16 protein-coding genes are annotated in these 15,606 nt (G+C 39.0%); 8 read left to right on the plus strand and 8 right to left on the minus strand.

Features of this window, described 5'->3' with window-relative positions; translation table 11 throughout:
* Positions 1 to 5: 5 nt before the first annotated feature.
* The 5 genes from rnr to CWB65_RS19865 all read right to left on the minus strand — a co-directional run bounded on the left by rnr (position 6) and on the right by CWB65_RS19865 (position 5,380).
* Entirely contained in the window at positions 6 to 2,447 is a 2,442-nt protein-coding gene (gene rnr, locus CWB65_RS08400) for a ribonuclease R (RefSeq protein ID WP_138740400.1), read from the minus strand.
* Between the two features lie 199 nt (positions 2,448 to 2,646).
* Positions 2,647 to 3,384, minus strand: coding sequence for an enoyl-CoA hydratase/isomerase family protein (locus CWB65_RS08405; protein ID WP_039036399.1), 738 nt, complete (start codon positions 3,382 to 3,384; stop codon positions 2,647 to 2,649).
* Positions 3,385 to 3,498: 114 nt separating this feature from the next.
* The gene (locus tag CWB65_RS08410; protein ID WP_058428366.1) at positions 3,499 to 4,113 is read right to left on the minus strand and encodes a response regulator transcription factor; all 615 of its coding nucleotides are present in this window, start codon (positions 4,111 to 4,113) and stop codon (positions 3,499 to 3,501) included.
* Positions 4,110 to 5,213, minus strand: a complete 1,104-nt coding sequence (locus CWB65_RS08415; protein ID WP_138740401.1) for a sensor histidine kinase — start codon at positions 5,211 to 5,213, stop codon at positions 4,110 to 4,112. Before CWB65_RS08415 ends, CWB65_RS08410 begins: the two co-directional genes overlap by 4 nt.
* A complete protein-coding gene (locus CWB65_RS19865; RefSeq protein WP_006794092.1) occupies positions 5,210 to 5,380 on the minus strand; it encodes a hypothetical protein in 171 nt (56 codons plus the stop codon). Before CWB65_RS19865 ends, CWB65_RS08415 begins: the two co-directional genes overlap by 4 nt.
* Positions 5,381 to 5,537: 157 nt before the next feature.
* Between CWB65_RS19865 and CWB65_RS08420 the strand changes: the two genes are divergently transcribed.
* The 4 genes from CWB65_RS08420 (at position 5,538) to queG (ending at position 9,623) form a co-directional block, all read left to right on the plus strand.
* Positions 5,538 to 6,404 (plus strand): DMT family transporter, encoded by an 867-nt coding sequence (locus CWB65_RS08420; protein ID WP_138740402.1) that lies wholly within the window; start codon positions 5,538 to 5,540, stop codon positions 6,402 to 6,404.
* On the plus strand, positions 6,401 to 7,105 hold the full coding sequence (locus CWB65_RS08425) for a glycerophosphodiester phosphodiesterase (protein ID WP_138740403.1): 705 nt from the start codon (positions 6,401 to 6,403) through the stop codon (positions 7,103 to 7,105). Before CWB65_RS08420 ends, CWB65_RS08425 begins: the two co-directional genes overlap by 4 nt.
* A gap of 58 nt (positions 7,106 to 7,163) precedes the next feature.
* Positions 7,164 to 8,381, plus strand: a complete 1,218-nt coding sequence (locus tag CWB65_RS08430) for a methyl-accepting chemotaxis protein (protein ID WP_138740404.1) — start codon at positions 7,164 to 7,166, stop codon at positions 8,379 to 8,381.
* A gap of 111 nt (positions 8,382 to 8,492) precedes the next feature.
* The gene (queG, locus tag CWB65_RS08435; protein ID WP_138740405.1) at positions 8,493 to 9,623 is read left to right on the plus strand and encodes a tRNA epoxyqueuosine(34) reductase QueG; all 1,131 of its coding nucleotides are present in this window, start codon (positions 8,493 to 8,495) and stop codon (positions 9,621 to 9,623) included.
* Positions 9,624 to 9,747: 124 nt separating this feature from the next.
* On the opposite strand, the gene CWB65_RS08440 is transcribed toward queG, so the two are convergent.
* The 3 genes from CWB65_RS08440 to CWB65_RS08450 form a co-directional block, all read right to left on the minus strand.
* A complete protein-coding gene (locus CWB65_RS08440; RefSeq protein ID WP_138740406.1) occupies positions 9,748 to 10,881 on the minus strand; it encodes a response regulator in 1,134 nt (377 codons plus the stop codon).
* Between the two features lie 70 nt (positions 10,882 to 10,951).
* Complete coding sequence (locus CWB65_RS08445; RefSeq protein WP_010555694.1) at positions 10,952 to 12,925, minus strand: ATP-binding protein; 1,974 nt, start codon at positions 12,923 to 12,925, stop codon at positions 10,952 to 10,954.
* Between the two features lie 118 nt (positions 12,926 to 13,043).
* Positions 13,044 to 13,532: a GNAT family N-acetyltransferase gene (locus tag CWB65_RS08450; protein ID WP_033024928.1), complete on the minus strand. Its 489-nt coding sequence runs from the start codon at positions 13,530 to 13,532 to the stop codon at positions 13,044 to 13,046.
* A gap of 81 nt (positions 13,533 to 13,613) precedes the next feature.
* On the opposite strand from CWB65_RS08450, the gene CWB65_RS08455 reads away from it, so the two are divergent.
* The 4 genes from CWB65_RS08455 to CWB65_RS08470 all read left to right on the plus strand — a co-directional run bounded on the left by CWB65_RS08455 (position 13,614) and on the right by CWB65_RS08470 (position 15,566).
* Positions 13,614 to 14,189, plus strand: a complete 576-nt coding sequence (locus tag CWB65_RS08455) for a glutathione peroxidase (protein WP_006794084.1) — start codon at positions 13,614 to 13,616, stop codon at positions 14,187 to 14,189.
* 84 nt (positions 14,190 to 14,273) lie between these two features.
* Complete coding sequence (locus tag CWB65_RS08460) at positions 14,274 to 14,555, plus strand: peptidylprolyl isomerase (protein ID WP_006794083.1); 282 nt, start codon at positions 14,274 to 14,276, stop codon at positions 14,553 to 14,555.
* 64 nt (positions 14,556 to 14,619) lie between these two features.
* Positions 14,620 to 15,198 (plus strand): glutathione S-transferase family protein, encoded by a 579-nt coding sequence (locus tag CWB65_RS08465; protein ID WP_138740407.1) that lies wholly within the window; start codon positions 14,620 to 14,622, stop codon positions 15,196 to 15,198.
* Between the two features lie 17 nt (positions 15,199 to 15,215).
* Positions 15,216 to 15,566, plus strand: a complete 351-nt coding sequence (locus CWB65_RS08470; protein WP_006794081.1) for a DUF2750 domain-containing protein — start codon at positions 15,216 to 15,218, stop codon at positions 15,564 to 15,566.
* Positions 15,567 to 15,606 lie beyond the last annotated feature (40 nt).

A 15,606-nucleotide genomic window follows, 5' to 3' on the forward strand; every position in this document is an offset into this window, starting at 1 on the left:
GTATTTTATGCTCCTGGGCTTGTACGTTTACGGGCATTTTTGCCTGGTCTTTTAGGCTTTTTAGCCGATTTCTTTTTCGGTTTTTTCTTTGCGGTGCCTTCGCTGGCTTTAACCGCCGACTTACCAGCAGCTTTGCCTTTACCGGCTGGCTTTTTTTTACCTTTTGGCTTGTCGTCTGACTTTTTACCCGGTACTTTGCCTGCTTTTAATTGTGAGCGCACACTCGCTGGGCCTTTACCTTTAGGTGCACGACGGCGTGAATACCTATCTTGTGCTACATCGCCTTTAAGTACTAAGTTTATACGGCGGTCGTCTAAACTGACTGAGGCAACTTGCACCGTTACTTTATCGCCAAGTCGGTAAACGGTGTGGCTGTGTTCACCAATCAGGCAATGTTTTGCAGCATCATGTGCAAAAAACTCGTCGCCTAAATTAGTAACATGAATTAAACCATCAATTTGTAAATCGTCTAATCGTATAAATAAACCAAAGTTTGTAACCGACGAAATAACCCCGTTAAACTCATCGCCAACGTGGTCTTGCATAAACTCACATTTAAGCCAGTCGGCTACTTCGCGAGTCGCGTCGTCTGCACGGCGCTCAGTGGTTGAACATTGCTCGCCTAATTGATCTACTTCATCGTCAGTGTACGCGTATGCGCCTGACGTTTGTTGACCCTGTGCTTTTAGCACCGCTTTAATTGCACGGTGTACAACTAAATCTGGGTAACGACGAATAGGCGATGTAAAGTGCGCATAAGCCGATAACGCCAAACCAAAGTGACCTATGTTATCTGGCTGATAAACAGCTTGTTTCATTGAGCGCAGCAGCATAGTTTGAATAAGCTCGGCCTCTGGGCGCTCGCCTAATTTAGCTAATATTTGTGTAATTTCTTTAGGCGTTGGTTCGTCGCCTAATGTGCTCTGAATCCCTAACTCAGTTAAAAACTGTGTAAAGTTACCAAGCTTTTCGCTGTCGGGTTCATCATGCACACGGTAAAGTGCACTGGCCTCGTGCTTTTCGAGTAATTTAGCCGCTGACACATTGGCTAAAATCATACATTCTTCAATGAGTTTGTGCGCGTCGTTGCGGATAACAGGCACAATAGACTCTATTTTACGGTGTGCATTAAATACAAAGCGCGTTTCGAGTGTTTCAAATTCAATAGCACCACGCTCTTGGCGTGCTGATTTAAGCGCCATGTACATTTGCTGTAAATCAGTTAAATGTGGCACTACGGGTGCGTATTCTTCGCGAAGCTTTTCGTCATTTTGTAAAATGGCGTTTACTTTAGTGTAAGTTAAACGGGCGTGAGAATTCATCACCGCTTCGTAAAATTTATAACCCGACAATTTACCTGCCGCTGATACGGTCATTTCAGCAACCATACAAAGGCGGTCTACTTTAGGGTTAAGCGAACACAACCCGTTAGACAGTACTTTTGGTAGCATTGGAATAACTTGCTCAGGAAAATACACTGAGTTACCACGTGCAATGGCTTCTTTGTTAAGTGGTGTATTCATGCCTACATAATGCGACACATCGGCAATAGCAACCCATAAACGCCAACCGCCTGATTTTTTAGGCTCACAGTACACTGCGTCGTCAAAGTCGCGGGCGTCTTCGCCATCTATCGTAACAAGCGGTAAGTCGCGTAAATCTACGCGGCCTTGTTTGTCTCCATCTTCTACAAATTCGCCTAAGTGGGCGACTTGTGCGTCAACTTCTTCTGGCCAAACATGCGGAATGTCGTGATTACGAAGGGCAACTTCAATTTCCATACCTGGTGCTAAATGCTCACCTAGTACATCAACCACTTTACCTACTGCGTTCATATTGCGGCTAGGATTTTGAGTGATTTTAACCTGCACCATTTGGTTGTGGCGGGCACCGTTTTCGTTGCCTGGTAAAATCATGATGTCTTGCGTAATACGCGGATCTTCAGCGACTACAACTGCAACACCATGCTCAACAAAATAACGCCCTACAATAGGGGCGCGCTCGTTGGTAAGCACTTTAATAATACGGGCATCGCATTTTGAGCCAGAGCCACGTTTTGTACCTTTAGCTAGTACAATGTCGCCATGTAACACCATGTTCATTTGATGTTTGGCAATAAACCAATCTTTGCTCTCGCCTTCAACTTCTAAAAAGCCAAAACCGTCTCTGTGGCCTATTACTTTACCTTTGGTTAAACCGGCTTCGTCAATAAGTGCATAACATTTAAATTTATTAAAATATAACTGACCATCACGCTCCATGGCACGAAGGCGACGTTTAAATGCAATTTGACGCTCTTCATCATTAACGGCTAGTTCTTCACATAATTGTGCGTAGTTAGCTGGTTTTGAACGCTCTTGAAGATGAGTAAGTATAAACTCACGGCTAGGGACGGGGTTTTCGTACTTTTCTTGTTCTCGACTGAGATTTGGATCTTGGTTTGACATTCACTATCTTGTTAGTTGGTTATGAAGGTTATTTTAACCCATATACGTAAAATGAGACAGGTAAAAGCACTTAATATTTAAACAAAGCTCACCTATCGGTTATTTAGCTTTTTAAACTTAGCGTACAGGGCCTTAATATGTCCTTAATTATGCAGCTTAATTGTGTCATTGTGATTAAGCTGCATCAGTGACTAAGCCATTACTTAGTTTTATGAAGATTTTTGTATAACATTTTACTGACGTTATCGATAAAAGCGGGGTCTTCTTCTTTAATAGTTTGCAAGATGTGTTTGTTCATTTGCGATTTGTTTTGAGCGTAAATCCAACGGTTTTTATTAAACTGCGCTGCAAATTCAAGTACACCGGCTTGCAGTTCGTCACTGTTAGAAAATACAGCTTCTATAACGTTGTTCTCAAACAGTTGTTGTGCCCCCACCCGTTCGCCCGTCATTGCTAGCCTATTAAAGAAGGTTTGCGGTATCGCTTTATTAATAATAGGAAACATAGACGGTACAAAAGGCACCAGTACATCAACTTCAGGAAAGCAAAAAAAGCCTTTGTCTGATTTCATAAATCTAAAATCACAGGCACAGGCAAGCACGGCTCCATTACCATAAGTATGACCATTGAGGGCTGCAATAATAGGCATAGGAAACGTAACAATACGTTGTAGCAACTGTGTTATTTGCAACATAAAGTCAGAAATAGCCGCTGGTAAAATGCTTGGGTTTGCCATCCACTCAAGGTCAATACCCAACGACCAGCTTTTGTCGCTTGCTGAGGTAAGTACCACCGAGTGAATGCTTTTATCAGCCTCTATATGATCAAGGTGTAAATTAAATTCAGCCAAAAACGCTGGATTGTGTCGATTTTCTGCGGTGTTCATTGTTAAAACTGCGACACTGTTTTTTACTGTTAAATCTATTAAATTTGCCATTTAACCCTCTTTTTGCGAATTTTAAGCTTACTTTAAGCGTTGTTCGTTACTTTTGTTGTTATGACTAACATAGTAAGGGTTTGTGTTAAATTTATAAACCTTAATCACATGTGTTTATAACCACCCTTTTTGTTTAGCTATACGTGCTGCGTCGATTCGGTTTGTTGCATTAAGTTTGGCAATTGCGTCTGACAGGTAGTTACGCGTTGTGCCTTCACTTATAAATAACTGTGTGGCTATTTCGCTCGTTTTAAGTCCATCGCTTGCAAGCTTTAATGCTTTTCGCTCTTTGTCGGTAAGTGGATCGGCGTCGTCTAGAGCGTTAATTGCAAGCTCTGGGTCAATCACTTTTTGCCCTTGCATTACCTTTTTGAGTGCGTTGATTAGCTCGTCACTCGGGGCTTCTTTTAATATAAATCCTTTAACACCGGCACTTAACGAGCGCCTAATATACCCAGCGCGTGAAAATGTGGTCATGATCACCATTTTTATAGCCGGAAATTGCATTGCTATTTTTTCACTAAGTTCTATGCCGTTCATTTTAGGCATTTCAATATCGGTTAAAATAATATCTGGCATTGCATCTTCATCAAGCGCATTAATAGCATTTAGAGCATCTAGCCCGTTGCTTGCTTGGCCAATTACGTCAATATTAAAATCTAGGCTAAGTAGTGCACTAACAGCGTCACGCACTAGCGCCTGATCTTCCACTAAAAATATTTTGATCATTGTAAATCCTCAGATGAAATTGGCAGTACTACGTTTAATGTAAATTGTTCACCACAGGTAAAAGTTGCACTACCTTGTATTTGCTCTGCTCGTTCTTTTATACCGTTTAAACCGTTGCCTGCCTCGAGCCTGCCACAGGGTGCATTATCTATTACTTCAATAAGTAATTGCTGAGGTGTTTGCTTAATTGTTATAGCGCTGTTTTTAGTTGAACTATGGCGTAGTAAGTTAGTGACTGACTCTTTAATTATTAAACTAGCAATGCCCTCTACCTTGGCAGGTAGCACTGATAACTCAACGTTAAACGTAATATTAAAATCTTGCTCTAATAACCGTTGTTTTAACTGAGCAACTTGGCTTACCAAATTAAGCTCTTTTAAGTCGCTTACGGCACTGCGTACATCGCTAAGTAGCTGCCTTGCAAGGTCTGCTACTTGGGCTATTTCGTTGTTTGCTTGCTCGTAGCGCTCACCTTGGTTTAGCTTATTAGCCAGCTCGGCCTTTAATGCAATAGATGAGAGTGAGTGGCCTAAAATATCGTGTAGGTCACGCGCTATACGTTCACGCTCAGCAATAGCAGCTAATTGCTCTAATTGGTTTGCACTTTCTTGCTCGCGCTTTTTATGGTCGCGTTCTCTTTTTGCTGCAATTCCATAACTAAATAAGGCGGCACATAATATTAAGGCCACAGCCAAAAAGTATTGAAGCTTTCCCATATCGCTTAAATACGAACTTGTAAAAAGCGCCACCACAATGGCTAATGCAGCATAAAACCGCTGTTTTAAGTTATAACTATACCCAGCTACATAGGCAACAAAGCCATATAAGGTAGGTGTGCCGGAGGTAAAAAAAGTGGCGCTAAAACAAATAGCGAGCAAGGCTAAAAATAAGGTGGTTATTTTTGTGTTATCGCAGTTAATTGCTTTTACATACAAGATAATAAAGGCAATATAAAAAGCTAAACATAGGCCCATTTGGCTTTTTGTAAATTGGTCAAAATTAATAATTAATGGCAGTAAGTAAAAGCCTGTAAAAATTAAATGGCCGTATTTCCAAAACGTTTTATCCGTTTGATGAGAAAAGCTACTTTGCGAACTCATGCTAGCACCTCTGGTGTATTATTTTTATTTAAAGCACTCTTTTTATTAATAAATATAGATACCACAAAAATGCTTATCAGCATAAAATAATCAATGTAATTAATAGTAAAATTAAGCGAATCAAAAAACTCGCTAATATCAAGACTCATTAAAACTAAACTATTCATAGCACTCTCCTGTTAAGTAGGATAACTATGCCAGTACGTAAAAATAATAAGAGTGTGAAGTGTCATTAACTTTGCTGACATTTGTCATGTTTCAAAAAATTCATCTTATTGACGCCCCCTCGGTGATAACATATTAAAAAAAGGAGATGATGTTTAAATGCAGCCACAACAGCAAAGCTTAATTTACCTACATATTGCCGTGTTACTTTTTGGGGGAACCGCCCTTTTTGCCAAACTCATTGGTTTAAATGCTCTGGATATTACAGTTTACCGAACAGCTATTGCTGGTATGGCAATATTGGCAATGCTTTCATTCGGGAAAAAACAAATTAAGTTAAACAATCCCAAAGACTACCTTATTGCTTTATTTTTAGGTGTTACAGTAGGGCTACATTGGGTGACTTATTTTGCAGGTATGCAAATGGCAGGCATAACCATTGGTATGCTTGCATTTTTTAGCTACCCAGTAATGACCGTGTTTTTAGAGCCTTTATTTAATAAAAGTAAACCTCAAGCAAAAGATATAATAAGCGCTGGCGTAGTTGTTTTGGGTATTTATTTATTGGTACCAAGTGCTGATTTAGGTGACGATGTAACACTTGGTGTTATTACTGGCGTGGTATCTGCGTTGTTTTTCTCTGTCAGAAACATTACTCACAAACGCTATTTTAGCCAATACGGCGGCCCACAGACGATGTTTTACCAAACCTTGGTAGCGAGCATAATGCTGTGCGCATTTATTGAAGTGCCAGTGTACGAGGTGAGTAATCAAGATCTTGTATTAATTGCCGTCGCTGGCATTATATTTACCGCTACACCGCACTCGCTATTTGCAGCAAGCCTAAAACATTTATCAGCCGCAACGGCAGGGCTAATTTCATGCTTACAACCGTTGTACGGTACTATTTTGGCTATTATTATTGTTCACGAACGCCCAACATTAATGACCCTGATTGGCGGCGCACTTATTGTAAGCGCTGCATGCTTTGAAACATGGTCAATAACCAAGAAGGCTCGACAATGAAAATTTTTGCACACAGGGGTGCTAGCGGGCACTTTCCCGAAAACACTAAAAGCGCCATTTTAGAAGCCTTAAATATGGGTGTAGACGGCATTGAAGTAGATATTCAAAGCGCTACCGATGATTACATGCTAATACATGACTCGTGGCTAGACAGAACCACCAACGGAAAAGGCAAAGTTAGTGAGTTTGATGCAGCAACCCTTACAAAACTTGATGCGGGTAATGGCGAATGTATACCAAGGCTACAACAGTTATTTGATTGGAATAACAATAAAACCTTACTTAATTTAGAACTTAAGCATACCTTTGAACTTGAAAAGTTTGCTGACCAGCTTGAACGTAATATCAGTGCGGGAACCATTTCATGTGCTAATATTTTAGTATCATCGTTTGATCATCATCAATTACAATGGCTTAAAAAGCGTTTACCCTGCTTAAAAATAGGCGCTTTAACGTCTTCTATTCCAATTAATTATGCAAAGTTTGCACAAGACTTAAATGCATTTAGTGTGCATGTAGATAAAAATTTTATTAACAAAGCGTTTGTAGATGATGCTAAAAAACGCGGGCTTGAAGTTTACGCTTATACAGTGGATAAACAACAAGATATTGCACTTATGCGTGACTTCGGTTTAGACGGGATTTTTACTAACTTTCCCATGCAATCCAAGGCATATTTGCTATCGTTAGCTGATAAATAGAGTCGCTTATACCTTGCAAATGCCTGCGTAAAAGCGTTCAAACATAGGTTTAAGCAAGATGAGTGGCTTAATGAAAATTTATAATTATATCGAACAAACATTCTTTTTTACTCTAACGCGTAAAATTGTTGGTAACTTGAGTTTTGTTTTTTTGTTTCAGGCTATTACTTTATTTTGGCTTTATGACAGCTTAAGTGAGCAACAAAATCTTGGCCTTTTTTGGCTACTAACCTTAGTTATTATTTCAGGCTTTGCGTTTACGCTTTTTTATATGCGCTTTTTGATTGTTCGCCCTGTAAAAGCTATGTGCGATACGCTTATTAAAATTAATCAACAAGATGCCAATTTAAACGCTAAACTTCCGCATTTTTCATACGACGAATTTAAAACGTTAAGTACGCAATATAACGATTTTACAAGCCACTTAAGCCAATTACTTAACACGACTTACACAAGCGCTGAAGCCAGCGCACAAAGTAATAAAGCCGCAACTGAGTCAATGCAAAGTACGGAAAATTCGAGCGAACAGCAAATTACCTTAAGTCATACAATTATTGATGCCAGTAACCAAATAACACAAAGCTTGCAAAATATTGTGGGCAATACCGACAGTGTTCATACTGTAAATAATGAGCACTTAGCCTTTGTAAAACTCTCAGCTCAAGATCTGAGCTCTCTGGTTGAGAAAGTGCAGTTAATAACTGATATGTTAGGCAGTTTTGCGAGCACCGTTGATGGCTTGAAGGAAAACAGTGAGAATATTCGCAGTATTTTAAAAATGGTTGAGGAGTTTTCTGATCAAACTAACTTACTCGCGCTTAACGCCGCGATAGAAGCTGCGCGAGCAGGAGAAGCCGGGCGTGGTTTTGCTGTTGTTGCTGATGAAGTACGTACCCTCTCGGTTAAAGTAAGTGGAGCTACTCGCCAAATCAGTGATTTTATAACCCAAATGAATGATTTGGTCAGTGAAACAAATAAAGAGTCAGAGCAACTTATTAACCATTCTAAAAATGCACAAAGTTCAATTTGTTCAACCTCTGAAGGGTTTAGTAAAATGCTTAATGAATTTGAGAGTAATCAACAGCAATTACAGCAAATTGCCAGTGCAGTGCATTTATTAGAGGATACGCAAAATTTAACCCATCAATCAGTAGAGCAAATTGTTGAATTAGGCGAGCAGGCTAAACAGCAAATAGACACCGCTCTTGCCGACAGCCAATTATCGCAAGAGTTAAGCTTACAAACACAGCAGCAATTGAAGCGCTTTGTACTTTAATTTTTATCATAAACGCGGTTTACGCTTAAACACCTATTGATGCGTAAATCTCAACACACCCCTGTAATTATGCTAAATTACAGGGCGATTATTTAATATGCGTGAATATGTGTGAGCAACCTAACTCCTGACTACCCTAAATTAGCCCAGCAAATAAAAGCATGGGGAAAAGAACTCGGCTTTAGCGAAGTAGGGATCACTGATATAGATTTGACTAAGCATGAACAACAGCTTCAGCGTTGGCTTGACGCCGGGTTTCATGGCTCAATGGATTATATGGCGGCACATGGAATGAAACGCGCTCGCCCTGACGAGCTTATTCCCGGCACACAACGTGTTATATCGGTAAAAATGAACTACCTGCCCCCCGATGCTGGCTTTGCTAAAACATTAAAAAACAAACAAAAAGCCTATATTAGCCGTTACGCACTTGGCCGAGACTACCATAAATTAATTCGTAATCGATTAAAAAAGCTCGGCCAAAAAATAGAACAAGAAGTAGGTGAATATGGTTTTAGACCCTTTGTTGATTCAGCCCCTGTATTAGAGCGCCAATTGGCTGAAAAAGCGGGGCTGGGCTGGCGTGGCAAACATTCATTACTAATAAACAAAGAAGCTGGATCGTGGTTTTTTTTAGGTGAATTGTTTATTGATTTACCTTTACCTGTTGATAATGAAAATACCTTTGAAGGCTGCGGTAAGTGTGTAGCCTGCATAACTTTATGTCCTACAGGTGCAATTGTAGAACCTTATGTGGTTGATGCGCGTAAGTGTATTTCATACTTAACAATAGAACACCAAGGCCCTATTCCTGAGCAATACAGAACTTTATTAGGTAACCGAGTTTATGGCTGCGACGACTGTCAATTAGTTTGCCCGTGGAACCGCTATGGACAAATAACCGACGAACGAGACTTTCATCCGCGTACGCAGTTAAAAGACAAAGACTTACTTGAGCTGTTTAGTTGGGATGAAACCACATTTTTAAAAAATACCGAAGGCAGCTCAATTCGCCGAATTGGACATGAACGTTGGTTACGTAATTTAGCCGTTGGTTTAGGTAATGCAAACTTTGACCCTGACATTATTAGCGCGTTAGAACAAAAAATTGATGGTTGTAGTGATCTAGTAAAAGAGCATATTCAATGGGCACTGGATCAGCAAAACAATAAACAACCCTCACTTAGAAAAACGCAAAGACTTATTAGGATAGTGGAAAAAGGCTTACCACGAGATGCATAAATTCATAGAAGCCTATTTAGTACTAAAGCAAATCAGAGCTATTGGAGTGTGATTATTCGCCATTATAGGGCGATAAACCTGATATTAATGGCAAACAAGCCCTAAAAGTAAGTCTATGTGTTTATTATTGGCTATGGTTTAGCAGTATCGAAAGCTCTGTTTCAATGTCTGCGAACGCCTCTTTTACTTGAATAACAGACTCCTCGCGGGCTACAGAATTTTGAATTGTTTCATCTACTTTTTTATAGATAAAAATTTCTTGGTCTTCGTCTAAACCCATTGTTGGAATTCTAACCTCAAGCTCTTCCTGAAGTTTTTTAAATACTTGTTCGTTGTTTAAGCGATTTTCATTAAGTAAATCTATCAAACCATGAAATTTACTGTGTACTGTACTTGCTACTGCGTTTAGTTTTACCTGCTGCGCATCTAATAAGTTCTTAGTTATTATGGCGCGTAACTGCTGCTCTGTAACACTAACAATAAAGCACACGTGATCGCGTATTCTGCCGTGTTTATCAGGATCGTGTCCTGGCATGTTTAAGATGAGTAAACTAATTAGCTCGTAGTTAACTAATAAGCGCTGCGAAAACTCATGCAAACGGCCTTTGTTTTTAAGCATTTCAAATAGCTCGATCACAATAGGCGAGCAAACACCATGTAAAGCATAATGTTTAACAATAGAGTCGTATCTAAATTCTACATTACTTTGTAAATCAAAAGATTGTAGGCAATCAATAAGTGCTTTTGCTAAATCGTCTGGGTTAGTTATGAGTGCTATGCTTTCTACGTAGTTGACTATTTGCCCCATTTCGCTGCTGTTAGCCATAGCATTGAACGCGGTTGAAGTTGCCGCTTCTACTTGTTTTTCTAGACTTTGTTTCTCTACTAATACTTGGTTTAGATTTTTTAATTTAGATCTAAGCTCATCATGCCCAAATGGTTTTACTATGTAATCTTCAGCGCCGGCTGAGTAGCCTTCCATGCGCTCCTCCACAGTTCCTCTTGCAGATACAAACATAACAATAATATGTGCGGTATTTGGGTTTAATTTAAGTGTTTTACACACTTCGTAACCACTCATCTTCGGCATGCTTACGTCAAGTAAAATAACTTGAGGCATATAGTCCTCAACCATATCCAAGCACTCAGGGCCACTGTTGGCTAGCCTTAACTCAAAATCTAAGTCTTCTAAAATTTCTTCAATTATTTCAAGGTTAAAGGGCTCGTCATCTACTGCTAGTATTTTTGTTAAAGCCATAACTAAATCATCCTTTTAAATTCAAAAATAAATTGTATAAACATAAACAACTTACTGTTTTAGCGTACTTTTATTCATCGACTAGGTGTTCGTCTAAATTTATTTCAAGTGGTAATTTTATATGTACTGTGGCACCACCATTGGTATTATTACACGCGCTAATTTGACCTTGATGCAACGATACAAATTCTCGGCAAAGTGCTAAACCTAGCCCCGTACCACCTGCACCACTGTTTGTTTTACTGCTTTGCACAAACTTTGTGAAAATATGATCAAGCTCATCTTCAGGAATACCTATACCGCTATCAATGACTTCAATATCAGCAAATTGGCCATCCGATGCTAATTTAAGCGTGATGTTACTTTTGGGCTCACTAAACTTTAATGCATTGCCTAATACGTTGCGCAACAACTGATTTATTTGCTCTTCATCGCATTGCACAATGACCGGTGAATCTGGCGCAGGAAAAATAATATTAATTTGTTTTTCCATCGCCGTGCCCGACACATCGTCAATGCTTGTTTTAATAATGCTTTCTAAATTATGAGGGCGCGGGTTAAACGGAAATTTACCTACATCAAGCTTTGATAAATCAAGAAGGTTATTTAACAAAGATAGCAGCCTATCGCCACTACACTCGATACGAGATAAGTATTTTAGTAACTTTTCTCTAGCAAAGTCGCCAGCTTCTAGCTTATCGAGTCCAAAGCGTGCAAAACTTAAAATTGAGTGCATGGGGGTTCGCAGCTCATGTGACATATTTGCTAAGAAGTCTGATTTACTTAAATTTGCCGCTTCGGCTACATTTTTAGCATGCTCTAACTGCGATGTACGGGCTTTGACCTCTTCTTCTAGTAACCCTTTAGCTTCTTGAAGTAGCTCTTCTTTTTGTTTTAAGTGAGTTACATTTTTGAAAATTACAGCCAGTGCAATCTCACCATGGTGATCTATTTCGTTAAAAGAGCCAAACAAAGGCACTGTGCCACCGCTTTTAATGGGTAGACGTAAATCGTAACTGAACTGACGATTGCTGTTTAATGTTGAAATTTTTTCTTTGATTCCAGCAATCGAATCGTTATCTAAAAAATCAAATAACGATTTACCAGAAAGCCCGCTAAACGGTAGATCTAAAAGTCTTAAGCAAGCGTCATTTGCTTCAATAATTTGACCGTTGCGTTTAAATAGCATGATAGCGTCAGGGGTGTGTTTATAAATAACTTGTAGCAAGCTGTCTTTTTCTATTAGTGCATCGACAGTTTCTTGAAGGCGCTCAACTAACTCGGCATTGCGGCGTTTTAATAATTCAGTTTGCCAAAGCTTATGCACTGATTGCAGTAAAATATTTTCATTGAGCGGTTTAATCAGTACGTCTTCAACACCTTGGCGAATAGCTTCAATCATTGAAACTTGGTCAGGGCGGGAAGTGAAAAGCAAGCACCGTGCATTTGGTTGCGACACTTTTAATTTTGAAAATATTTGAAGACCAGTCGCTTCACCGAGGCTAAAATCGCTAATTAAAATATCGATTTTATTACTTTTTGCAATAGTGAGTGCGTCATTTAAGCTGCTTGCCGTAAGGGTTTTAATATGTGCGCCAATTAAATTGCTCTTCATATTATCAAGGCGATTTTGGATATGATCGACCAACAATATAGTGGGCAGTTGCATCATATGGTTAGAGTCTAGCTCTAATAAGCTTTCTAAAAGAGAGGTGATCTCTTTATTAGAGAAGAAAGGATAAACAACCGTAGCATCAGGTACTATTTTATTTAGGCCAGCAAATGCGGTTAACTGCTCTGTATTTTCGGTTTTAGGGGCAAGTAATAATAAACGCCCATGAGATAGTTTATCAATTAGCGGCTTAATAGGGGCAACCGGCACGCCGTGAGCTATAACAACTAAATCGTAATTTTCGGCGTGAGTAAACATCTCAAGCATAGAGAAATGAATCAGCTCAACATTACACCCAATGAGCTCTAAGAGTACTTTTACTCTCATTGCTATGATGGTGCTGCTGTCTATGATTAATATTTTTCTAGCCATTAAACTACACTTACAACCAATAAAATTAATATGTTACCAGCGTAGTATAAAAACACGAAAATAACACACATTCCTGTGCGTTATTTGTAAACAAATATGACCAATAAATAAGCGTAACTTATTCTAAATGCTTACCAAATATGGTTAGGCTGTATAAGTTATTATCCATAACGGCAACGTTTGGTAACTCCCCCCACACATCAAAACCAAAGTGCTTAAATAACTTTACGCTTGGCAAATTATGGCTAAAAATAAAGCCAAGTAACACGTTAATATCAAGCTTTTTAGCCTCCGATTGCGCAAACTGCATTAACTTTTTACCCAAGCCTTTACCTTGTGCATTTTTAGTTATGTAAATGCTCATTTCTACGGTTCCGTCGTAAGCAGGGCGTCCGTAAAACGATTTATAACTCACCCAGGCAAGTACAGTATCGTTTTCGCAATACACATAAATTGGGCGTTTTTGTGTATGACTATTAAACCAATCTTTTTTTTCTTCAACGGTTACTTCTTCGGTATCTGCCGTTACCATTCGCCCTTCTATGGTTTCGTTATAAATGGCGACAATATCATTAAGGTCGTCAATAGTTGCTAAGCGAGTTGTCATAGTAAATTTAAGTGGTTGATCAATTTCCTCCATATTAGCGTATGATCAGCCAATCAAACAATCGGATAGTTAGGTAATATAATGCTTAAAAAAATGATAATAGGGTTTACTGCGTTGCTGGTTAGTTCAACTTTAATGGCACAAACACAGCCAAATAATGAAGCCGTAAATCCCCAAGCCTGTGACGATTTTACTAACGTTGATATCCGAAAGCTTCGCTCTAAAGAGTCCATTAATTTATGCGACTACAAAAACAAACCTCTGTTAATTGTTAATACTGCGAGTAACTGTGGCTTCACCCCTCAGTTTGAAAGCTTAGAAAAACTACACAAAACATACAAAGACGAAGGGCTTGTAATATTGGGCTTCCCTTCTGATGACTTTTTTCAAGAAGAAGATAACGAAAAAGAAACGGCCAAAGTCTGTTTTATTAATTATGGGGTCACCTTTCCTATGTTCGCCACCAGCGAAGTGAGAGGAAGTGATGCAAATCCTATATTCAAGCATTTAAACGAGCAAACAAGTTCGCCCAATTGGAACTTTTATAAATATTTAGTATCTGCTGATCGTAAAACAATTTTACGATTTAACAGCAAAGTAAAACCAGATTCAGAAAAAATGATTAAGGCAGTGGAAAATTCCCTGTCTAAAATCTAAATTTATACTGGTACAATTTGTACAAACTAACTAGTATGGCAATACACTAGGTTAAAAAAACACCACTTATAATCAGGAGATTTTATGGCAGTGGCAAGCGCACGACACATTTTGGTAGACAGCGAAGCACAATGTTTAGACTTAAAAACAAAAATTGAACAAGGCGAAGACTTTGCTGAATTAGCAAAAGTACATTCTAATTGCCCATCAGGACAAGACGGCGGCGCTCTGGGTGAGTTTGGCCCAGGTATGATGGTTCCTGAGTTTGATAAAGTGGTTTTTTCTGCCCCAATAAACCAGGTACAGGGCCCTGTACAAACGCAATTTGGTTACCATTTACTTGAAGTTACTAGCCGTTCAGAATAAATTGAGCTTTACTGCTATTAACGTTTAATAAAAGCCGCTTTAGCGGCTTTTTTTTGGAGTGATTATGCAATTAATTGGTTCTGTTCCCTCACCTTACGTTCGTCGAATTAGAATATGGGCTCTGCAAAACAACTGTAATATAGAGCTTATAAGCTTAGACATATTTTCAGCTCAAGACCGCCCTAAAATGGCCAATAAAAACCCAGCCCGTAAAATACCTATTTTAATTGATGGTGATTTAACATTGAGCGACTCAAACTCAATAATACGCTACTTATTAGAGAAAACAGGCAAATCAAAGCTAAACTGGCCGCAAGAGCACTTACTTACCACTATTAATGCCTGCAACGACTCGCTTGTTGAAATGCTATTATGCAAGCGCTCAGGTTTAGATACACAAAGCGATGCATTATTTTTTAATCTGCAAAATGAGCGAATAGAACAAACATTAAGCTTTTTAAACAATCATTTAAACGATGAACAATTTAAAAGCTGTGAATACCTCAACATCAGTTTATACTGCCTGCTTGATTGGATTAGCTTTCGTGAATTAACTGACTTTAGTCAGTACAGTGAACTTGTTGCATTTCATGCACAATTTAGCGAACGTCAATCAGCAATAGAAACTAATCCTCGTCACTAACTTAATAAGGTAAACACATGAGCGATATTGAAATTGAATCACAGCTAGTTAACTTCGTAGAAAAAGTACGTGTTAGCGAAGTCATTTGGGCACTGGGCGCAGAAGATAATGGCTTTGTAGTGTGCGACTCAAACCAATTTGACGACACTGATGTTTTACTGCTTTGGGAAAGTGAAGAAGCGGCTAAAGCGCAGTGTAAAGAAGAATGGAAAGATTACAGTCCGGTAGAAATTAACCTTGATGAATTTTTAGATGCATGGGTTGAAGATTTAAATGAGGACGACGCATTAGTTGGCATAAATTGGAATGATGACCAAGTATGTGTAGAGATTGAACCAACGGGTTTAGCTCGTGCATTAAGTGAATAATAATTTACACACAGGACCTTAAAGCCTGATAACCCGACTA

This window comes from Pseudoalteromonas sp. S554 (genome assembly GCF_005930865.1).
Classification (GTDB): Bacteria; Pseudomonadota; Gammaproteobacteria; order Enterobacterales; family Alteromonadaceae; genus Pseudoalteromonas; species Pseudoalteromonas marina.